This is a genomic window from Subtercola lobariae (genome assembly GCF_014640255.1).
In the GTDB taxonomy this organism is placed as follows: Bacteria; Actinomycetota; Actinomycetes; order Actinomycetales; family Microbacteriaceae; genus Subtercola; species Subtercola lobariae.
Window position 1 is genome coordinate 398,066 of sequence record NZ_BMGP01000004.1, and the last position, 20,951, is coordinate 419,016.

Below are 20,951 nucleotides of genomic sequence, written 5' to 3' on the forward strand. Positions count from 1 at the left end.
CGGGCATCAGGCCCGCGGCTGCACGGCCGTGCTGGTGGCTGCGACTCAGGCCGCCGCCTCGAGCACTGTGCGCAGGGCGGCGAGCCCGTTGCGAATGTGCCAGTTGGCCGTGCTGAGTGGCACCCCGAGCATCCATGCAACCTCAGCGCGGGTGTGCCCGTGCACGAAACTCAGCTCGATGGCCCGCCGTTGCGGGTTCGGGATGCCCGCCAGCGCCCTCAGCGCAGACGCGAACTCGAGGCGCGTTTCTACACCGTGCATCACGTCGTCGGCCGGCTCGAACCACTCCCGGAGCCCCACCTTCGCATCTCGCACGCGACTGGATTGCACCGCCCGAACCCGGTCGATGGCGCGGCGCTTCGCGATGAGCTTCAGCCACGTCGACACCTGCGCCCGCTCGGCGTCGAACGACGAGCCTGAAAGCCACGCCTCGAGCAGCACCTCTTGTGCAACCTCTTCTGAGAGGTCGGGGTCGCGCAAAACGCTTCTCACCGTTTCGAAGACGGTGGCGTACATGCGATGGTAGAGCGCACCGAACGCTGCTTCATCTCCGTGGCAGGAATCGAAAAGCAACTGCTCCGATGTGAGGGCGGCACTCGTGAGGGCTGCACTGATCATGGTTCGACGCTATGCGGGGGGTGACCGGCCGCGCCCGGCGAAAACCTTACGGAATTCGAACGGTTCGCTGCCAGCATGCCTCGGCACCCGACGAGACACGTACTGTGATTGGGTGAGCACATTAGCGCCGCCTCCGGCCGAGAAAGACGCGACAGCGTCGGGTGCCGCTGCGTCAAGCCTCGCCGACCGCCGCGTGCTCGTCGTCGAAGACGACCCCACGGTCGCCGAAGTGGCCGCCAGCTACCTCAGTGCCGCCGGCTTCATCGTCGATCAGGCCGCCGACGGGTTCGCCGCCCTGAAACAGGTGGCGCTGACACCGCCCGACCTCATCGTGCTCGACCGCATGCTGCCGGGCATCGACGGGGTGGAGGTGTGCCGCCGTATTCGTTCGCACTCAGCTGTGCCGATCATCCTGCTCACTGCGCTAGGCGGGCAGGATGACCGCATTCTCGGCCTCGAAGCGGGTGCCGACGACTACCTCGCCAAACCGTTCTCGCCACGCGAGCTCGTGTTGCGGGTGCAGTCGATTCTGCGACGATCTGTCGCCGAATTCGACGCCGAGAAGCCGCTTGCCTTCGGCGAATTCACGCTCGACCCGTCGGCGCACGTGGCGACACATCGGGGCGAGACACTCATGCTGACGGCGCGCGAGTTCGACCTGCTCGCGTTCTTTCTGAAGCGCCCGAACCAGGTGTTCAGCCGCGACGACCTGCTGCGTGCGGTATGGGGCTGGACGCACGGCGACGTCTCGACCGTGACGGTTCACGTGCGCCGCTTGCGCGAGAAGATCGAGATCGACGCGGCACATCCGGTCATTCTGTCGACCGTCTGGGGCGTTGGTTACCGTCTCGAAGGAGAGGTGCGTGCACATGCCTCTGCCTGATCTCATCGATGTTGCGCTGATCGCGCTGGTCACGACGCTCGCCGTGGGCGCGGTGGCCGCCGCCGTTCTGTTGCTGCTGCGGCGCGCGTCGCTGCTCGTGCAGCTCGGCGTGGTGGTTCTGGCCGCCACCGTTTCGGCCGTGGCGAGCATGATCACCGTGGCGAACGCCATGTACCTCTCGCAACACGACCTCACCGTGGCCGTCAGCGTGGCACTCGTGGCGGGAATCGTGTCGCTCGCCTTGGCCGGGCTGCTGGGCTGGCTCATCGTTCGCAATTCGCGGGCGCTCTCGGCCGTCACGAGGCGGCTCGGCGCCGGCGAGCGCATCGACCCCGCAGAGCACCCGGTGTACTCGGCCGAGCTCGCGGCACTCGCTGACGAGCTCGTGGCGGCGAGCATCCGCTTGGCTGAAGCGCAAGCTCAGACGGCTCAGGCCGAGGCTGCCAGGCGAGAGCTCGTGGCGTGGATCTCGCACGACCTGCGCACGCCGCTGGCGGGAATCCGCGCCATGTCGGAGTCGCTCGAAGACGGCCTCGCCGACGACCCGCAACGCTATTACCGCCAGATGCGTTCGCAGGTCGACCAGCTCTCGCGCATGGTCGACGATCTGTTCGAGCTGTCGAAAATCGACTCGGGTGCGCTTCAGCTCACGCTCGAAGACGTGTCGCTGTACGACATTGTGAGCGATGCGGTCGCCGACATTCAGGCCCTCACGGCCGGTCGCGAGATTCGGGTCGCGTCAACGCTGCGGCCCGATGTGGTGGTGCGAGCGGATGCCCGTGAACTCACCCGCGCCATCAACAACCTGCTCGTGAACGCCTTGCAGCACACCCCGGCCGGTTCGCCCATCACGGTGTCGGCCGAGCTTCGTGACGGGCGGGCATCCGTCTCGGTGATCGACAGCGGCGGCGGAATACCCGAGGCCGACCTGGCGCGCGTGTTCGACCCGGGGTGGCGCGGTGAGCACGCACGAACCCCGACGCAGCCCGGTGCGGCCGCCCACGGCACCGCGTTTTCGGGCGGGGCAGGGCTCGGGCTGGCGATCGTGCGCGGAATCGCCGAGGCTCACAACGGCGTCGTCAGCGTGCAGAACGTGGCGGGTGGCTGCCGCTTCGACCTGCAGCTGCCGACGGCGGCCTGAGGTAGCGCGCGGGCCCGCGGTGCTCTGCGTGCGCGGGTACTCGCAATGCCGCCACTTCCGCGTGATTTCGGGCATCCGAGCCAATGTCGGAGGGTCATGATCTACTGTAATCATGAACCGAGCATTACTCACCGAGTACGATTTCGACGAATGGATCAGCGAGACTGACGTCGTCGACTTCGTGCCGCCTTCGCTGTTGCGTGACGTTTATGCCGAAGCGGTAGACGCCGTTTTCGCGGGCGCCCGCGCAATCGCTGCGGCGCAGGCCGAGCAAGCCGAACGTGTGGAGCGGGCTCGGCTGGCAGGCATCGCCCTTCGCCACACCGACCGGTCGACCGGCGGCCCCCGATGGTCGACGACCGTCGTGGCCGACCGCGAACTCGTCACCGAGCTGGCCGTTGGCCTACGCCTCTGCGAAGCGGATGCCCGGCGGCTCGTCGAGACAAGCAGAGGCCTTGTCGGGGCTTTCGCCGCCACCCACGCAGCGCTCGATGCCGGCACGATTTCATACCGGCACGCGGAGAAGATCGTGCAACGCGGCCTTCCGCTGCCGGCCGAGCTGATCGCCGACTACGAGGCACGCATCGTGCCTGTCGCCGAACGGGTGTCAGTGCAACGGCTCGACCGCGAAGCACGAGGTGCGGTCGAAGTTGCTCAACCCAGCACGGCCGTGCAACGGCATCTCGCGGCGGCCGCGAACCGCCGCATCGACCTCGAAGCCGGGGCAGACGGCATGGCCTATCTCACCCACTATCTGCCGGCGGTCGAAGCCATGGCCATCTACACCCGAGCCACCGAGCTGGCGCGTTCACTGAAGAACGCGGGCGATCCGCGCACTCTGACCCAGTTGCGTGCTGACGCGCTCACCGATCTGATGCTGAACGGTGAGACCTCGATTCCTGGCGCGACTCGAGGCATTCGCCCGCACGTGCGCGTCACGGTTCCCGCCCTGACATTGCTCGGGGGCGGCAGCGAGGGCTACCCGGGCCACTCCGGAGATCGCGGCCAGTCCAGCCACACCGGCCGATCCAACCACACCGGCCAGTCCGATGGCCCCGGCCGGTCCAAACACACCGGCGGTTTCGGCCATTCCGCCGGCGGTTCGGCGAATCTCGAGGGATACGGGCCCATCGACCGATTGACGGCGCTCGAGCTGACCCGCAGTGCACCCGGCTTTTTGCGGGTGCTGACAGATCCGGTCACCGGGGTCGCCCTCAGCTATGGCCGCGAACGGTATCGGCCACCCGCCGATCTCGACGAACTCATCAGGCTCACCCACGCCGAATGTACGTTCCCGCTCAGCTGTGCCCCCTCTTCCGGCGCCGAATTGGATCACACCACGGCGTGGGAAGACGACGGCCACACCGCCTTCGGCAATCTCGCACCGCTCTGCTCGAGCCACCACAAAGTCAAACACCACACCGAATGGAAGATCGAACAGCACCCCGGTGCTGACGGACGACCGAGCAGCATTGTCTGGACTTCGCCTGCCGGGTTCGAATACGTCGTCGACCCCACACCCCTCGCCAGGCCCGCGCCGTACTTCAGCGAATAACCAATCACTTTGGGGTGGGGTGCCGAACTCTAGACACACGATGCGAACGCATCACCGCAGCAGCATCAATCACAGCAGTAACACCAAGAGCTGCGTCACCTAGAGCCAAAGGATTTCTCTCATGCGTAAATTCACTACCGCCGCACTGGCCATCGCTGCATCGGGTGCGCTCGCGTTCTCACTTGCCGCCTGCTCCTCCTCATCGACCACGTCATCGGCATCGTCACCCTCCGCATCGACCTCGTCGACCCCGACACCGGTCGCGTCGATCCCGAACCTCACCGGTGTCGACACCGAGGTCACCGTCGACCCCGGATTTCTCGCCGCACTGAAAAGCCTGAACCTCACCCCCGGAGTGCTCGGCACCGCCACACTCTCCAGCGCCGGCGTACTCGCCTTCCCCATCACCTCCGGCAACGTGAAGTACTACGACCCGAGCCAGTCGTACCGCCCCTACGTGCAGGGCTCCATCGTGCACGACGGATCGGGCCTCAGCCTCACCGGCGGCGGCATCGAAGTCGACCTCACCAACTTCACCATCGACCCCGGCACCTCCAAGCTGTACGGTGACGTCTCAGCCAACGGCGCCTCAGTCGCCAAGCAGGCCTACCTGTTCAACCTCGACGGCTCAACCCTGAAGCCCCTGCAGACCTCAGGCGACACCGCGATTCTCGAGGGCACCACGGTCTACGTCTCACCCGACGCAGCCGCACTGCTGAACAAGACCTACGGCACCACCGCCGTCACCGACAAGCTCGAAGTCGGCATCGCCAAAATCACCGTCAACACCAAGTAACACCCCGTCGGGCATCCGGCAGCAGCACCCGAAACGGGCCCCACCAACCGGTGAGGCCCATTTCGCTGCGGTCGCAAGGTGGGGTCAACTAGACGACATCGACTGCAAACCCACGAACCCGCGATTCGCGTGCTCGGGAGCCGCGAAGTACGCCCCTTGGCGGCGGTCGTTCGCGTGCTCGCAGCAGACCGCATACACCAGATGCAGCTCGCAGACAGTGAAGGTCATGAACTCGTCGGCGACGCGCGCGCACCCGAAGACAATGCAGGTGACTGACTCGTCACTCATTCGCTACCTCCCGGCGAGCAATGAACATTCCGTTGCCGGGGTCTAGGGCTTCGCTTCAGCTAACACCCCGGCCTCGCGCCATTCAAGAGTTGGGCGGGAGCTACCATCAAACTCACGGCGAGAGAGCGTCGCCCGTTGGCATCGGTGAACCGCTAGCGTTCTGCCTTGTCGATGAGGTCGGCTATTTCGTCGGCCGAGAGGGTCGAGTTGATCACCACGACGCCAGTGCGCTCCGGATGCTCGGGGCCAGGCCCTCGGCCCCGTAATCCGGTGTCGGCCATCGAATCGGCTATGTCGTCGAGAAGCTCGGCAAAAAGTGCTTTCGGGTCTTCGCCGTCGGGCGTCTCGAGGTACCGCTCGAGCACCTGGTTGAGCGCAGCCAAGAGGGCCGCGGCAACGATCTGGGCGAAGATTGCCCCGCGCGTGCCGCGTTCATCGGCAGAGAGATATGACGCGAGTAGCGTCTGGTATTCGCGAAACCAGAGCACCTCCCGGTCGCGCAGCGCCGACACTGGGCGAACAACCGCACTGCGGCGGCGCACGAAGTCGGCGTCGAGCAGGTAACCGTCGATGACGGCTTCGAGTGCGTGACCGGCCACGAGAATGGGTTCATCGTGCCGGGTCGTGAGCCGTTGCTCCACCGCGAGCAGGTATGCCGCATGGTCGGAGAACAGCACGTCTTCGCGAATGGGAAAGTACCGAAAGAAGGTGCGCCGACTGATGCCCGCGGCTTGCGAGATGTCTTCGGCAGTCGTCGCCTCGAACCCTCGTGCTTCGATGAGTTCGAGCGCTCGGGCGCGCAACACCGAGTTCATGGCCTCGCCCTGCTTTGGCGCCACCGATGCCGAAGCAGGGCTGGCGGCCCGCGGAGTCGAAGACATCGGCGTCACTTTCTCAGAGCTACTTGCATCGGTTGGCACTGAGTGACAGGATACTGGCACTGGATGCGATTGGGAAGAGTCGATGACGCCCGCGCAGAATTTCAATGAGGAGATCTTCGTGACCGAAGAAGTGTTACAGAGCAGTCACACGTACGCGCCGAGTGATGCGTTTCGAGTCACGGCGAATGCCGATGAGTCGCTGTACGCCGAGGCGACGGATGATCGCGAGGGCTTCTGGGCGAAACAAGCTGCCGAGCTGACCTGGGCCACCCCCTTCGACACCGTGCTCGACTGGAGTGGTGCGCCGACGGCGCGCTGGTTCGTGGGTGGGCGCTTGAACGTCGCCTACAACTGCGTCGACCGGCACGTGGAGGCTGGGTTCGGGTCTCAGGTCGCTCTGCACTGGATCGGTGAGCCGGGAGACAGCCGTGACATCACCTACGCGATGCTCAAAGACGAGGTGAGCCGGGCTGCGAATGCCCTGCTCGAACTGGGTCTGGTCGCGGGCGATCGGGTGGTCATCCAGTTGCCCATGATTCCCGAGGCTGTCATTTCGATGCTCGCCTGCGCCCGCATCGGCGTGGTGCACAGTGTCGTTTTCGGGGGCTTCTCGCCCGCAGCACTGCGAGCACGCGTCGACGACGCCGCCGCAAAGGTGGTCATCACGAGCGACGGCCAGTACCGCAGGGGTGCCCCGGCGCCCATGAAGTCGAACGTCGACGAGGCGCTGGCCGAGGCCGAGACGGTTGAGCACGTGCTGGTGGTGCGCCGGGTGGGCGAGCCGGTGGAGATGACCGAAGGTCGCGATCTGTGGTGGCACGAGTTCGTGGGCGGCCAGTCGAGTGAGCATGAGGCCGAGAGCTTCGACTCCGAGCATCCACTGTTCATCTTGTACACCTCGGGAACCACGGGTAAGCCGAAGGGAATTCTGCACACCTCGGGCGGCTACCTGACTCAAGCGGCGTACACGCACCGAGTGGTGTTCGACGTCAAACCCGACACCGACGTGTACTGGTGTGCGGCAGACGTCGGGTGGATTACCGGGCACACGTACATCGTGTACGGTCCACTCGCGAACCGGACCACTCAGGTGATGTACGAGGGAACGCCGAACACTCCGCACGAGGGGCGGCACTTCGAGATCATCGAGCGGCTGAAGGTGTCGATCTACTACATTGCACCCACGCTGATTCGAACGTTCATGAAGTGGGGCGACCACCTGCCGAAGGCGTACGACCTCACGTCGCTGCGACTGCTGGGCAGCGTCGGCGAGCCCATCAACCCCGAAGCGTGGCTGTGGTACCACGAGAACATCGGGGGTGGGCGCATTCCCATCGTCGACACCTGGTGGCAGACCGAGACGGGCGCCATCATGATCGCCCCGCTGCCCGGAGTGGCTGCCACGAAGCCAGGGGCCGCGCAGCGAGCGCTGCCGGGCATCTCGGTGAAGGTCGTCGACGAGGTCGGGGCCGAAGTCGCATACGGCGAGAGCGGCTACCTCGTGATCGACCAGCCGTGGCCGTCGATGACCCGCGGAATCTGGGGCGACCCCGACCGGGCGCAAGAGGTCTACTGGGATCGATTCAAGGAGCAGGGCTACTACTTCGCCGGTGACGGCGCGCGGTACGACGAAGACGGCGACATCTGGTTGCTCGGCCGAGTCGACGACGTGATGAACGTGAGCGGGCACCGCATCTCGACCATCGAGGTGGAGTCTGCGCTCGTCTCGCACCTCGCGGTGGCCGAGGCCGCCGTGGTGGGCGCGAGCGACGAGACGACCGGTCAGGCCATCGTTGCGTTCGTGATCTTGCGGGGCGACAGTGAAGCGTTCAGCGACGACAACGACGTGATCGTGGCCGCTCTGATGAAACACGTGTCTGCAGAGATCGGGCCGATCGCCCGGCCGAAACGCATTCTCGTGGTGCCCGAACTGCCAAAAACCCGCTCGGGCAAGATCATGCGACGGCTGCTGCGCGATGTTGCCGAGAACCGCACCATCGGCGATACCGCGACCCTGGCCGACACCACCGCGATGCGCGTGATCACCGAGAGTTTGCGGTCGAACTCGTAGGGCTGTGGGCTCGGGCTAGGGCTCGTCGCCTGCCAGCGACGCTCAGCGCACCGACTTGCGAACGTACATGGCGCGGGCCCAGACGTAGCCGACGGCGCCGAGCAGCACGGCCCAGCCGAGGGCGAGCCAGAGGTTCGGGCCGGGGTCGGCGCCGAAGAGCAGCGCGCGAACCGTTTCGATGAAGGTGGTGAACGGCTGGTACTCGGCGAACCCCTGCAGCCAGCCGGGTAGTGTGCTTGTGGGAACGAATCCGCTGCCGAAGAAGACCAGCAGCACGAGCACCATGGGGGTGTTACTCGAGACCTCCACCGATTTCGCTGAGACTCCCAGGGCCACGCCGAGCCACGAGACGGCCAGGCTGACGAGCGCGACGATGGCCGCGATGCCGATCCAGGCGAGCGGGCTCGCGGTGGGCCGCAAGCCCATGACCAGTGCGACGCCAACGAGAATCACCGACACGAGCACACCCTGAATCGCGTTGCCGAGCACGTGGCCGGTGAGCACGGCCGTGCGTGAGATGGCCATCGAGCGAAAACGGGCCACGATGCCCTCGGTCATGTCTATGGCGACCCCTATCGACGCACCACTGGCGATACCTGCGATGCCGATGAACAGGATGCCCGGAAAGACATAAGCGAGATAATCGTGCACCGCATTGCCGGTGCTGCCCGCCGCGCCGACCTCGCTTGCGGGAAGGCCAGCGCCGAGGGTGCCGCCGAACACGTAGACGAACAGCAGTAACAGAATCACTGGAATGCCCACGACGAACCCGGTCAGACCGGGGTAACGCACCATGTGCAGCAGGTTGCGGCGCAGCATGGTGGTGGAGTCGGCGACGGTCGTGGTGAGGGTGGTCATGATGCTGCCTCCGTGGTTGCGGGGTGCGCGGTTGCGGAATTTCCGGTGAGCGCGAAGAAGACGTCGTCGAGGTCTGGAGTGTGAATCGAGAGGCCCTCGAGGGCGATGGCCGAGCCATCGAGACGGGCGAGCACCTCGCGAACCGTGCCGACCTCGTCTGAGGCGATGGGTACGCGCAACGAGAGGGCGGCGTTGGCGACGTCGCTGTCGGCCGGCACGTTCAGCAGCGTCGAGGCTGCGGCCTGCGCATCGGCCGACGCGAACGTGAGCAGTACGTGGCCGCCCGGAATGCGCCGCTTCAATTCGTCGGGGCTACCGGATGCCACGACCCGGCCCCCATCGAGCACCGCGATGTTCGACGCGAGTTCGTCGGCCTCGTCGAGGTACTGGGTGGTGAGAAAGATGGTGACTCCTCGGCCCACGAGTTCACGCACGATGTTCCACATGGTCTGCCGCGACCGCGGATCGAGCCCCGTCGTGGGTTCGTCGAGAAAGATCACCCGGGGGTCGCCGACGAGCGTCATGGCGAGATCGAGACGGCGGCGCATGCCGCCGGAGTACGTGGCGAGAGGCTTGCGCGCAGAGGCGGTGAGGTCGAATTGGTCGAGCAGGGCATCCACTCGCCGGCGGCCGGCAGCTGAGCCCAGGTGCCTGAGCCTGGCCATAAGGAGAAGGTTCTCTTCGCCGGTGAGCAGCCCGTCGACGGCAGCGAATTGGCCGGTCAGGCCGATGATGGCGCGCACCGCGCCGGCCTCGGTCGCCACGTTGTGACCGCCGATGATGGCGGTGCCTGCATCGGCCGGCATGAGGGTCGAGAGAATGTGCACGGCAGTCGTTTTGCCGGCGCCGTTGGGGCCGAGCAGGGCGAAAACGCTGCCTTCGTCGACGTCGAAGTCGATTGCGTCGAGTACGGTCTGGCTGCCGAAGCTTTTGCGAAGCCCACGGGCCGAGATGGCGCTGGTCATGATGCTCTCCTCGTGTCGTTCTTTGTGTCGTTTCTTGTCTCGTTCGCGCTCGACTGCTGCCGCGCGTCAGTTCGCGCGGGCCGGCTGGGCGCGGTGGATGAGAATGTCGCCGTAGTTCGCGCGAAGCCGCAGCTCTACGGTGCGGTCGGCGCCCTCGGGCCCGCTCTCGGCGGTGAGTTCGTTGCGCACGACGCCCTGGCGCGAGGCCGCGTCGATCCAGGCGGCCGTGCCCTCGGGAACCCCGACCTCGATACCCGCGTATCCGTTCTCGAGCCGTACGGTGCCGCCTGTCACCTCTTTGACGCGAATCGCGCCGTGAGCGGTGCGAATCGCTACGCTGGCAGCGGCTCGGTCGATGGAGATGGCCGCCGACGTGCGAACGTCGACATCGCCCGTCACCGAGCCCAGCTCGATGTCTCCGTGTGAGCCCCGGATGTTCGCGGTGCCGTCAACTCGGGCGATGTGCAGCCGGGCGTGGCCGGCGGTCAGGTCGAGGTCTCCGGCGACGTCGGCCACCTCGACCTCGCCATAGGGGGCCTTGAGCCTCAACGATCCGGTGCGCTCGAGCTGCACTCGGCCGTAGGAGGCGGTGATGTCGCTGTCGCCGAGCGCACCGCGAACGCGAACGCCGCCGTACGCCGACACGATGGTGGCCGTCGAGCCGGCTGGAGCCTCGATGCGCACGTCGACGGAGTCGCCGGGGCCGAACAGGTTGAGCCGCTTCGGAACGACGACCGTCAGCCGGCCGCCGTCGAATCGCACGGTCGCTTCTTTGGCCAGCGACACGTCGCCGGGGCGGCTGGGGCGGCTCGGCACGACGTCGACCACGGTTTCAGGGGTGTCGGAGGCGGTGATCTCGACGTCGCCGACGGTGACGGTGATGTCGAGGTCGATGGGGCGCGGGGTGGGGTAGGTAGGCATGATGTGAGTTCTTTCTGCGGTCGGTTTTTCGGTGTGTGCTCGATCTCGGGTTCACACGCAGTCGTGTGAATGTGGGCGCGTTTGGTCGCTCCCACGTGGTCTGCGGGAGTCTGCGGTGGTCTGCGGTGTTCAATTCGGGTGGGCCTGGCGGGCGGTGCCGGCCTTTGGCGGGCGGCGGCGGCGCGCGGTGCCGTGCGCTGGGCCAGAGGCGGTGCCGGGCGCTAGGGCAGAGGCGCTGCCGGTTAGCGGGCCCAGCCGGTGAAGGCGTTCGAGCTGCGACTCTCGCGGCCGGCGCCACGGCGCGCCTTCGGTTCCAGCGCATCGCCGATCGCCCGCACCAGCCAGGTGTTGAGCGAAAGGCCGTCTTGCGCCGCCGCCTTCTCGACCCGGGCCTTCAACTGGTCGGGTAGGCGAAGGGTGGTGCGGGAGGTCGATGCGTCGTCTTTCGCCTCCAGCTCAGTGGATGCTTTGGCCACGGCCGGCTCAGAACCGCAAACGGAGTCGACGACCGCGAGCCGCTCGCTCTCGGCCGAGTGCTCGACGAACGACGGCGCGCTCGGCACCGATACCGCGAATTCAGGGTCACGGCCCCGCAATCGCAGCTCAACCGAACCCGGGGCGAGGTCTCGCGTGATCTCGCCCGCCGCCTCACTGAGCGCCTCGAGCAGCACCAGCCGAGTAGCGGCGTCGAGCGAAAAGCTCAGCTGCTCGGCGAGCGCCCGAGTCTCGTCGCCGCCGCTGGCTGAGGCTGAGGCGAGTTGCGTTCGAAGTTCGGCGACGTATCCATCCAGGTTCATGACACCACTATGACACCACACAGACACCACGTCAAGTGTCTGTGACACCACGTGCTTCAGGTGCGCTGCAACACGACGGCGCCCATGGCTGCGCTACGCCGAGGGCAGGCCCGAACGGAGAGCCGCGAAGAGGTTCTCGAGCCGCGCATTGTGATCGCCGGCCACCGCGCCAGGCTCCTCGCCCGCGATGAGGCGGCGGGCGTTCTGCACCATCACGGTGGAGTAGCCCGCGATGAAGAAGGCCGCTAATAGGGTCGCGTCGCCGGTGAAGTTCGGGTCGCGCTCCAGCTCGTCGGTGAGGATGCGCTGCAGTTCAGCCGCAATCTCGCGAGCGCGAGCGACGAGCGCTGGCGAGGCGGCTACGGTGCGAAAGAACGGAATCGTTTCGGCGCCGATGGCAGCGAGGGCGTGGCGTTCTGCAGCGAGACGAAGGGCCTCGGCATGCAGTGCGGCAAGGGCATCCACCCCCGCCTCTCGCTCTCGAATGGTCGACCGAAGCAGGTCGACGGCGTCGACGGCACGGTCGAGCAGCAAGTCTTCTTTGCGCGGAAAGTGGTTGAAGACGGTCACACTCGAGACGCCCGCGGCCTGTGCGACGTCGGCCACGGTGACCGAGTCGAAGCCGCGCTCGAGAAACAGGCGGGTGGCGATCTGCGAGATTCGCGCCCGGGTCTGCGGGCCGCTGCGCGCGTCGGTTCTGGCCATGCGGCCTCACTTTCTTGTCTCACCCAATCTAGTACTTGTGTGACTAAAGATAGTGACATAAGGTAGACGTATGACCGCACCACGCACTGCCGGCGCATCCACCCCCGGCGCATCCACCCCCAGCGCATCCACGCCCGGCGCACCAGCGCACCCGCGCCGCCGCGCGCCGCACGCGCCCGCTACCCTCCGTGAGGCCTGGATCGCCCTCGCCGGGCTCTCTGCCGTGTTTCTCTTCGAGATGCTCGACAACTCGATTCTGAATGTGGCGCTGCCGACCATCGGGCGCGAGCTGGGTTCATCGACCACCGGGCTGCAGTGGGTAACCGGCGCGTATTCGGTGGTGTTCGGCGGCTCGATGCTGCTGTTCGGCGCCATCTCAGACCGGTTCGGTCGCCGCCGCATCATGCTCATCGGCCTCGTGCTGCTCGGCGTGGCGAGCTTCGCCACCGCGTTCGTCACCACCACCGAGCAGCTGATCGTGGTTCGCGCCGTGATGGGCGTCGCGGCCGCCATGACCACACCGGGTTCGATTGCGCTGGCGTTTCGGCTCTTCGACGGAGACGACCTGCGCGTTCGAGCCATGACTCTCATCTCCACTGCGGGCCTGGTGGGCCTTGCAATCGGCCCGACGGCTGGCGGGTTCGTGCTCGCCATCGCCCCCTGGCAAGTGCTGCTGCTCATCAACGTGCCGATCGCTGCGCTCGCGTTCGTGGGCATCAAGGCGGGCATCGCTCGAGACGCGGTCGCAGACCTGCACCACGACCCGATCGACGTTGCCGGCGCGATTCTCGGTACGGCGACGATCGTGCTGGCCCTGGTGTCACCGACGCTGTTCGTGAACGACGGCACGGGCTCGTGGGCTCCGTGGGCTGCCGCCGGCGGAGCAGTTGTCGCTGCTCTCGCCTTCGTGTGGCGCGAGCGCACTGCACGCTACCCGCTGCTCGACCTCAAGCTCATCGCCCTGCCGCTGGTATCGAGCGGCCTGGCCTACAAGGCTGCCTCCGGCCTGGCCGTGGCGGGGCTCAGCTACATGGTGACGCTGCAGCTGCAGTTCGCCTGGGGCTGGCCGCCCGCTCTTGCGGCCATCGGAATGCTGCCACAAGTCGTCGTTCTGCTCGCCAGCGGCACGTTCGTGGGCCCGTTTGTGCAGAAAGTGGGCCTCGACCGGGCCGCCTGGCTCAGCGCCGCAGCGGTTGTGCTCGGCCTCGCCGTCTTCGGCCTGTTCAGCAGTTTCGGGTACATCTGGGTGCTGATCGCCCTGGTGCTGGTGGCGCTCGGGATGCGCGTGGTCGGCGTCGTGGCCGGCAACAACGTTCTGCGCGGTCTGCCCGCCAATCGCACGTCGATCGGTGCGGCCCTCGTCGACACCTCGAGTGAACTCGCCACCGGAATCGGCATCGCCGCCACCGGCACCATTCTCGCGGCCATCTTCACGGGCAACATCGCATCCTCGAACTGGTCCGCCGCCCAGGGCGCCGAGTTTCAGCTGGCGATCACGATCGCCGGGCTGACGCTCACGGCGGTAGCAGCCGCTCTCGTCGCTTTCGGCATCGTGCGTTCGCGCCGCGTCGCCGTCAGCGCCGACACGAACGCTGCGACCTCCTCCGCGATCGACGCGGCCGGTGACGCAGATGACGCCGATGCTACCGACACCAGCGCCGACACCGACACCGACGCAACCAGCGCGACTCAGCAGGCGATTTAGCGTCGTTCAGCCTCAGAGAACGCGGCGCTCGCGTTCGAGACTCGTCTGATGCCGGCGTACCAGCCGATTGATCGGCCGCGAGAGCAGCAGCACCACGAGAGCCACCGGGCCGAGATTCGGTACCGCGATGCTCAAGAACAGCGCCGCCACGGTGAGCGCAACGGTGATCCAGTGCGCCCAGAGGTACCGAGTGACCGGCGCGTAACCCGGCTCGAAAGAGTTCGCGCGCACGAGCTGTAGCTCCTGAATACGCACCCCGACCTGCGAAACCACGATCGTGATGATGTACATCGACGAGGCTAACGAATCGGCACCCGGAAACCCGAGAATCAGAACAGACGGCACCGGCAGAAAGATGATGCCCGCCAACCACAGCAGATTCGAGTTGACCAGCCCCGGAGCCGAGCGCTCCACGTGCTTGTAGAGCCGGTGATGCTGCTTCCAGAACGTTGCGATCACGACGAAGCTGAGCGCCGCCGCCAGAATGTTGAGCGTGTCTGACCGCAGATACTCGATCGCAGGCTGCGACCCGTGCTCGCGCGCCGACTCGACCAACGGCAGCACGATGAGCGTGATCGCAATGGCCACCACCGCATCAGAGAAGGTGACGAGCCGGCCGAGGTCGCGCTCGGCGTCTTTCTCAGCGAGTGGATGCTCGAATGCGGTGCCGCTCGTGTCGTCGCCCGCCACGCTGCCGCCCACCACGCCGCCGCCCGCCACGCCGCCGCCCGCTACTCCACCGCTCTGCGCATCGCTCTGCGCATCGCGCTTACCTCGGCTGCCCGGGCGCACCACTCCGAGACCTGCAACGAACCGTCGAGCACTGCCACGCTGAGCCATAGGTTCACCCGCCTTCGTCGACACCCTCCACGATTCTCTCAGCACGAGCATCCACTCTGCGCCGACCGAAGCCTGGCGACCGCACCGGTTCGACGAAGAAGCACCTCTTCGCGCCGTTTAGCGTGCTTCTGCGTCAAATGGAGGAGGTCGCAGCAGGAGCCACTTCTGAGGGCGTTTAGGAATAGTGTTGATGCGGCCCCTGCCGCGGCGACGCGGGTTCACGGGCATCCATTGTTCTGGCTTTCAGGAGTGCACTGTGACCGAATCTGCCCCGCTCGACTCCACTTCGACAGACGCCTGGAAGAAGCTCGCCGGCATCGCAGAGGGCTTCACGCCCGACCTGCGCGGCTGGTTCGCCGACGACGCGTCGAGGGCTGAGCGCCTCACCTTTCAGGCTGCCGACCTGACCGTCGACCTCTCGAAGTCGCTGCTGACCGACGAGGTTCTGGCGCTGCTGCTCGAGCTGGCTCAGGATGCCGGTGTGGCCGCGCGTTACCAGGCCATGATTGCCGGCGAGCACATCAACGTCACCGAAGACCGCGCGGTGCTTCACACGGCGCTGCGGCGGCCGAAAGACGGCGCAGGGCTGGTGCCGGCGAAGGGGTTTGTGGTCGACGGGCAAGATGTCGACGGCGACGTGCACGCCACGCTCGACAAGGTGTACGCGTTCGCTGAGAAGGTGCGCTCGGGCGAGTGGACGGGCGTCACCGGCAAGCGCATTGCGACGGTCGTCAACATCGGAATCGGCGGCTCAGACCTCGGCCCCGTCATGGTCTACGAGGCGCTGAAGCCCTACGTTCAGGCCGGCCTCGAGTGCCGGTTCGTGTCGAACATCGACCCGAGTGACGTGTTCGAGAAGACGAAAGACCTCGACCCCGAGACCACGCTGTTCATCGTCGCGTCGAAGACCTTCGGCACCCTCGAAACGCTGACGAATGCGCGGCTGGCGCGGCAGTGGCTCTGGCAGCGACTCGGCTCGGCCGGCGCGATCACCGACTCCGACGCAGACCGCACGAATGCCGTGGCGAAGCACTTCGTGGCGGTTTCGACGGCGCTCGACAAGGTTGCGGCCTTCGGCATCGACCCCGAGAACGCCTTCGGCTTCTGGGATTGGGTAGGCGGCCGCTACTCCGTCGACTCGGCCATCGGCACGTCGGTCGTCATCGCCATCGGGCCCGAGAACTGGCAGGGCTTCTTGGCCGGCTTTCATGCCATCGACGAGCACATGCGCACCACTCCGCTCGAGCAGAACGTGCCCGTGCTGATGGGGCTGCTGAACGTCTGGTACACCAACTTTCTGAAGGCGCAGAGCCACGCCGTGCTGCCGTACGCCCAGTACCTGCACCGTTTTCCCGCGTATCTGCAGCAGCTCACCATGGAGTCGAACGGCAAGAGCGTGCGGTGGGATGGCTCGCCCGTCACGAGCGACACCGGCGAGATCTTCTGGGGTGAGCCGGGCACGAACGGCCAGCACGCGTTCTACCAGCTCATCCACCAGGGCACTCGGCTGATTCCGGCCGATTTCATCGCGGTGGCGAACCCCGCGCATCCACTGAAAGACGAAACGGGAGACGGCCACGCCGTCGAACCGGGTCAAGACGTGCAGGCGCTGTACTTGGCGAACTTCTTCGCGCAGACGAAGGCGCTCGCATTCGGAAAGACGGCCGACGAGGTGCGCGCCGAGGGCACTGCAGAGGCCGTCGTTCCCGCCCGCGTGTTCAGCGGAAACCGGCCCACCACGTCGATTCTCGCGCCCGCGCTCACGCCGAGCGTCGTGGGGCAGCTCATTGCGCTCTACGAGCACATCGTGTTCACCGAGGGAACCATCTGGGGCATCGACTCGTTCGACCAGTGGGGCGTCGAACTGGGCAAGCAGCTCGCCCTGCAGGTGGCTCCGGCGGTCGAGGGCGACGAGAAGGCGCTCGAGGCGCAAGACGCGTCGACGAAGGCGCTCATCGTGAAGTACCTCGAGCTGCGCCAGCGCTAAGCGGGGTTTGCTGCCGGATGCCCGCTGGTGGATGCCCGGCGGGCGCACCGCGTCATTCAGGCGGCTGCCGGATGCCCGCCCTGCGGCACCGACATGGTGAGGTGATCGGCAGCAAACGCCGCCGCAGTGCCCCTGATGGTGCGCTGCAAAACCGCGACCGCGCTCGTGGGCGCGAGCCCCGCAGGCCGCGCGAGGCTGATAGTTCGGCTGATCGTGGGCCCTTCAAGGCGCACCGACCGAAGCCCTGGGCGATCGATCAGCACCATGGCGGGAACGATTGCCACACCGAGCCCTCGTTCGACGAAGCGCAGCACGGCATCCATCTCGGCCCCCTCGAGCACCACTTCGGGCGTGAGGTTCGCCGCGTGAAATGCAGCGTCGGTGGTGCTGCGCAGATCGTAGGTCTGGCTGAACACGATCTGCGGCAGGCGCGCCAGCTCGGCCAGCGTGATGCTGTCGCCAGTAGTGATCGCGGGCCCGCTGGCAGCCGAAATCACCACGAGCTCCTCAACGAGCAACGGGGTCACCGTGAACCGCTCGGCCGACGCCGAATCAGACGTAGTAATCAGCGCGAGGTCGAGTTCTCCGCCGGCCAACTGGTCGAGCAGCCGCCTCGATCCCTGCTCAGAGAGGTGCAGTTCGATGGCCGGATGCTCCGCGTGAAACGCGCTGAGCACCTCCGCAACGAGGCTGATGCACAGCGTCGGCGTGGCCCCCAGGCGTACCCGCCCGCGCTGCAACCCGGCGAGTTCGGCCAGTTCGCGCCGCACCGAATCGGCATCGGTCAGCATGCGGCGAGCGAGCGGCAACAGTGACTCCCCCGCAGTCGTGAGCGTGCTGCCGCCGCGAGCTCGCTGAAAGAGGTCAGTGCCGAGATCGCTCTCGAGCGAGGAGATCTGCCGGCTGAGTGAGGGCTGCGCAAGGTGCAGGTGCTCGGCCGCGCGGGTGAAGTTGCCGAGCTCGGCCACCTCGACGAAACTGCGTAGCTGCTCCAGGTTCATGTCGATAGCGTAATCGCATCATGACGACGATTTATATGCATTGGAGTAATTCACGGCATCTGCTTAGCGTGGAGCCATGAGTACATCTGAACGACAAATCTCCACCACTGTTCTGGTCATCGGCACCGGCGGCTCAGGCCTTCGCGCAGCCATCGAACTCGCCGAAGCGGGCGTCGACGTGCTGGCGCTCGGCAAGCGCCCCAAGTCTGACGCCCACACCTCCCTCGCCGCCGGCGGCATCAACGCAGCCCTCTCGACGATGGACCCCGACGACAGCTGGCAACAGCATGCCGCCGACACGCTGAAAGAAAGCTACCTTCTCGCCAACCCGCACACCGTCGAAATAGTCACCTCGGGTGCAGCCCGCGGCATCCACGACCTCGAACGCTACGGAATGCCGTTCGCGCGCGAAGACGACGGTCGTATCTCGCAGCGCTTCTTCGGCGCGCACACCTACCGGCGCACCGCCTTCGCAGGCGACTACACGGGCCTTGAGATTCAGCGCACGCTGATCAACCGGGCCGCGCAGCTGAAGGTGCCGATTCTCGATACCGTCTACGTCACGCGCATCTTGGTCAACGAAGACGGCGCGGTTTTCGGCGCATACGGCTTCGATCTCGAAGACGGCACGCGCTACCTCATTCACGCCGATGCCGTCATTCTGGCCGCGGGCGGTCACAACCGCATCTGGCGCCGCACCTCGTCGCGGCGCGATGAGAACACCGGCGACTCGTTCCGGCTCGCCGTCGAAGCGGGGGGCCGCCTGCGCGACCCCGAGCTGGTGCAGTTTCACCCGTCAGGCATCATCGAGCCCGAAAGCGCGGCCGGCACCCTCATCTCCGAGGCGGCGCGCGGCGAGGGCGGCATCTTGCGCAACGGACTCGGCGAGCGCTTCATGCAGAACTACGACCCCGAGCGCCTCGAACTCTCGACGCGCGACCGCGTTGCGCTGGCCTGCTACACCGAGATCAAAGAGGGCCGCGGCACGCCCAACGGCGGCGTCTGGCTCGACGTGTCGCACCTGCCCCGCGAGACCATAATGACCCGCCTGCCGCGGGTCTACCAGACCATGCTCGAGTTGCAGATGCTCGACATCACCATCGACCCCATCGAGATCGCGCCGACCGCGCACTACTCCATGGGCGGGGTGTGGGTTCGGCCCGAAGACCACTCCACCGACGTTCCCGGGCTCTACGCCATCGGCGAGGCCTCCTCGGGCCTGCACGGCGCGAACCGGCTCGGCGGCAACTCGCTCATCGAGCTGCTCGTGTTCGGGCGCATCGTGGGTCAGGCCGCGGCGGCCTATTCGGCCGCGCTGCCGGCACAGACCCGCTCGGCAGCGGCGGTCGAGGTCGCTCGGTCAGAGATCGCCGGGCTTCTCGCCTCCGACGGGCCGGAGAACGTTCGAGCACTGCAGCGCGCCATTCGCAACACCATGACCGAGCGTGCCGGCGTGGTGCGCAGCGAAGAAGGGTTGCTTGCCGGGCTCGCCGAACTCGACGCCATCGAGGCGCGCATGCCCGAGGTGGGCGTGCACCCCGACATCGCCGGTTACCAAGACCTCGCGCACGCCTTCGACCTCAAGTCGGCCGCCCTCGCGGCACGCGCCACTCTCGAGGCGGCGCTCGAACGGCGCGAGACCCGTGGATGCCACAACCGCAGTGACTACCCGGCCCTCGACCCCGAGCTGCAGGTCAACCTGGTCTGGTCGCCGAACACCGGAATCGTGCGCGAGTCGATTCCCGCCATTCCCGACGAGATCGCCGCCCTCATGCGCGAGGAGGTCTCGGTCGCGGGCAAGCTCGTGGAGTAGCGGCTTCGATCTGGCGGTCTCCCGCCTCATCCGTTCGACGCAGAAGCACCCAAAACGAAGGTTTTGCGTGCTTTTGCGTCAAATCGAATGCTCGAAGCGAGAAGAGTTGGCGTGCGCGACCGGCGCGATGGCGTCGTCGGCGCGGGTGAGCTGGGTTTCTGCGGGGTTCTCCACGTGCGTGCGACCGGATGCCCAGATGCGCCTCGAGCCAAGGGCGATGGCCACGACGAGAGCCGTCACGCCGACCAGAAGCGCTACCGTGATGAGCTGCCAGCCCAGGGGGCGCTGAAAGTGCAGCCACGCCACGGCGAGCGCCGCCACGTTCGCCGTCGGAAAGGTGAACGACCAGAAGCCCAGCGAGAACGTCAGGCGAAGGTACTTCGGCAGAAGGGCGAGCTGAATGAGCACCATGATCACGGCGAGCGCCGCGAGTGCGTCTTCGACTCCGTCGGCCACTCCCCCGTTGATGGCGAACCACGCTGCCGCGGCAACCGCGGGCGGCGCCATCATGATGGCGAGGGTGGGCACCAGCGGGTCGGGCAGGCTCGGCCGAAAGGCCAGTCGGGCGAAGATCACGGTGAAGAAGACCAGCCAGAAAAAGGCGGCGACCACGAACGCCCCGAGTGCGAGCGGAATGGCACCGATGGTGGCCGCCGCGTACGAGGCGACGAAGCCGCCGGCGACGGTGGGCAAGAAGTACCCGCCGTGCACCGATTCGAGTTGCAGGCGTCCGCCCATCCACGAGGCCAGAATCCAGCCGGCGTAGAGGGCGGTCACGGTGAGGGAGGCGATGACGAGAATGGTGCCGCCGAGCATCCAGAACCCGGAGAGGTTGGCGCCGAGCAGCATGCCCACGATGGGAACCAGTGAGGCGATGGGGCCTTGGGCGGGGTGCTCGAGTTGCGAGCGCAGGGTGGCCGAGCTGCGGGCTGCGCGGCTGAGGTGGGCCGCGATCATCCACACCCAGACGACGCCCGCGACGACCCAGACGATCTCAGCGATGAACTCGGGGAGCGCGAGCGAGTCGATTGAGTGGGAGAAGAGCTCGGCCAGGCCGGCGACCCCGAGCGGAATCGCCAGCGTATTCAGCGGAATACGAGCGACGTCTGTTGATGCAGTCATGATG

The 20,951-nt window shown here is 66.5% G+C and carries 19 protein-coding genes; 8 read left to right on the forward strand and 11 right to left on the reverse strand.

Annotation, left to right across the window (positions count from 1 at the left end; genetic code table 11):
• Window positions 1-45 precede the first annotated feature (45 nt).
• Window positions 46-618, reverse strand: a complete 573-nt coding sequence (locus tag IEX24_RS12865; RefSeq protein ID WP_188678901.1) for a sigma-70 family RNA polymerase sigma factor — start codon at window positions 616-618, stop codon at window positions 46-48.
• Between the two features lie 112 nt (window positions 619-730).
• On the opposite strand from IEX24_RS12865, the gene IEX24_RS12870 reads away from it, so the two are divergent.
• From IEX24_RS12870 to IEX24_RS12885, 4 genes are all read left to right on the forward strand, one after another.
• The gene (locus IEX24_RS12870; RefSeq protein ID WP_229715284.1) at window positions 731-1,501 is read left to right on the forward strand and encodes a response regulator transcription factor; all 771 of its coding nucleotides are present in this window, start codon (window positions 731-733) and stop codon (window positions 1,499-1,501) included.
• Window positions 1,488-2,642, forward strand: coding sequence for a sensor histidine kinase (locus IEX24_RS12875; protein ID WP_188678905.1), 1,155 nt, complete (start codon window positions 1,488-1,490; stop codon window positions 2,640-2,642). Before IEX24_RS12870 ends, IEX24_RS12875 begins: the two co-directional genes overlap by 14 nt.
• Window positions 2,643-2,754: 112 nt before the next feature.
• Window positions 2,755-4,197, forward strand: a complete 1,443-nt coding sequence (locus tag IEX24_RS12880; protein WP_188678907.1) for an HNH endonuclease signature motif containing protein — start codon at window positions 2,755-2,757, stop codon at window positions 4,195-4,197.
• A 121-nt stretch (window positions 4,198-4,318) separates the two neighbouring features.
• Entirely contained in the window at window positions 4,319-4,993 is a 675-nt protein-coding gene (locus IEX24_RS12885) for a hypothetical protein (RefSeq protein ID WP_188674444.1), read from the forward strand.
• 84 nt (window positions 4,994-5,077) lie between these two features.
• On the opposite strand, the gene IEX24_RS12890 is transcribed toward IEX24_RS12885, so the two are convergent.
• On the reverse strand, window positions 5,078-5,281 hold the full coding sequence (locus IEX24_RS12890; RefSeq protein WP_188678909.1) for a hypothetical protein: 204 nt from the start codon (window positions 5,279-5,281) through the stop codon (window positions 5,078-5,080).
• A 152-nt stretch (window positions 5,282-5,433) separates the two neighbouring features.
• Complete coding sequence (locus IEX24_RS12895) at window positions 5,434-6,162, reverse strand: TetR family transcriptional regulator (protein ID WP_188678911.1); 729 nt, start codon at window positions 6,160-6,162, stop codon at window positions 5,434-5,436.
• 82 nt (window positions 6,163-6,244) lie between these two features.
• Here IEX24_RS12895 and acs point away from each other — a divergent pair, with 82 nt between their 5' ends.
• Entirely contained in the window at window positions 6,245-8,233 is a 1,989-nt protein-coding gene (gene acs, locus IEX24_RS12900; RefSeq protein ID WP_188678913.1) for an acetate--CoA ligase, read from the forward strand.
• A gap of 42 nt (window positions 8,234-8,275) precedes the next feature.
• Here the strand turns inward: acs and IEX24_RS12905 are convergent, their stop codons facing one another.
• From IEX24_RS12905 to IEX24_RS12925, 5 genes are all read right to left on the reverse strand, one after another.
• Window positions 8,276-9,091: an ABC transporter permease gene (locus IEX24_RS12905; protein ID WP_188678915.1), complete on the reverse strand. Its 816-nt coding sequence runs from the start codon at window positions 9,089-9,091 to the stop codon at window positions 8,276-8,278.
• Window positions 9,088-10,056, reverse strand: a complete 969-nt coding sequence (locus tag IEX24_RS12910; RefSeq protein ID WP_203586007.1) for an ATP-binding cassette domain-containing protein — start codon at window positions 10,054-10,056, stop codon at window positions 9,088-9,090. The genes IEX24_RS12905 and IEX24_RS12910 overlap by 4 nt, the downstream gene beginning before the upstream one ends.
• Before the next feature lie 66 nt (window positions 10,057-10,122).
• Window positions 10,123-10,977: a DUF4097 family beta strand repeat-containing protein gene (locus tag IEX24_RS12915; RefSeq protein ID WP_188678917.1), complete on the reverse strand. Its 855-nt coding sequence runs from the start codon at window positions 10,975-10,977 to the stop codon at window positions 10,123-10,125.
• Between the two features lie 242 nt (window positions 10,978-11,219).
• The gene (locus tag IEX24_RS12920; RefSeq protein WP_188678919.1) at window positions 11,220-11,774 is read right to left on the reverse strand and encodes a toxin-antitoxin system HicB family antitoxin; all 555 of its coding nucleotides are present in this window, start codon (window positions 11,772-11,774) and stop codon (window positions 11,220-11,222) included.
• A gap of 93 nt (window positions 11,775-11,867) precedes the next feature.
• Window positions 11,868-12,479 carry a TetR/AcrR family transcriptional regulator gene (locus IEX24_RS12925; RefSeq protein ID WP_188678921.1) on the reverse strand — a complete coding sequence of 204 codons (612 nt, stop codon included), beginning with the start codon at window positions 12,477-12,479 and terminating at the stop codon, window positions 11,868-11,870.
• Window positions 12,480-12,549: 70 nt separating this feature from the next.
• Between IEX24_RS12925 and IEX24_RS12930 the strand changes: the two genes are divergently transcribed.
• Complete coding sequence (locus tag IEX24_RS12930; protein ID WP_188678923.1) at window positions 12,550-14,184, forward strand: MFS transporter; 1,635 nt, start codon at window positions 12,550-12,552, stop codon at window positions 14,182-14,184.
• 12 nt (window positions 14,185-14,196) lie between these two features.
• Here IEX24_RS12930 and IEX24_RS12935 read toward each other — a convergent pair whose 3' ends face one another.
• Entirely contained in the window at window positions 14,197-15,024 is an 828-nt protein-coding gene (locus tag IEX24_RS12935) for a TMEM175 family protein (RefSeq protein ID WP_188678925.1), read from the reverse strand.
• Window positions 15,025-15,280: 256 nt separating this feature from the next.
• Here IEX24_RS12935 and pgi point away from each other — a divergent pair, with 256 nt between their 5' ends.
• Window positions 15,281-17,011 carry a glucose-6-phosphate isomerase gene (gene pgi, locus IEX24_RS12940; protein WP_229715285.1) on the forward strand — a complete coding sequence of 577 codons (1,731 nt, stop codon included), beginning with the start codon at window positions 15,281-15,283 and terminating at the stop codon, window positions 17,009-17,011.
• 56 nt (window positions 17,012-17,067) lie between these two features.
• Here the strand turns inward: pgi and IEX24_RS12945 are convergent, their stop codons facing one another.
• Window positions 17,068-18,012: a LysR family transcriptional regulator gene (locus tag IEX24_RS12945; protein ID WP_188678929.1), complete on the reverse strand. Its 945-nt coding sequence runs from the start codon at window positions 18,010-18,012 to the stop codon at window positions 17,068-17,070.
• A 76-nt stretch (window positions 18,013-18,088) separates the two neighbouring features.
• Here IEX24_RS12945 and IEX24_RS12950 point away from each other — a divergent pair, with 76 nt between their 5' ends.
• The gene (locus tag IEX24_RS12950) at window positions 18,089-19,825 is read left to right on the forward strand and encodes an L-aspartate oxidase (protein ID WP_188678934.1); all 1,737 of its coding nucleotides are present in this window, start codon (window positions 18,089-18,091) and stop codon (window positions 19,823-19,825) included.
• A gap of 78 nt (window positions 19,826-19,903) precedes the next feature.
• On the opposite strand, the gene IEX24_RS12955 is transcribed toward IEX24_RS12950, so the two are convergent.
• The gene (locus tag IEX24_RS12955) at window positions 19,904-20,947 is read right to left on the reverse strand and encodes an SLAC1 family transporter (protein ID WP_188678936.1); all 1,044 of its coding nucleotides are present in this window, start codon (window positions 20,945-20,947) and stop codon (window positions 19,904-19,906) included.
• Window positions 20,948-20,951 lie beyond the last annotated feature (4 nt).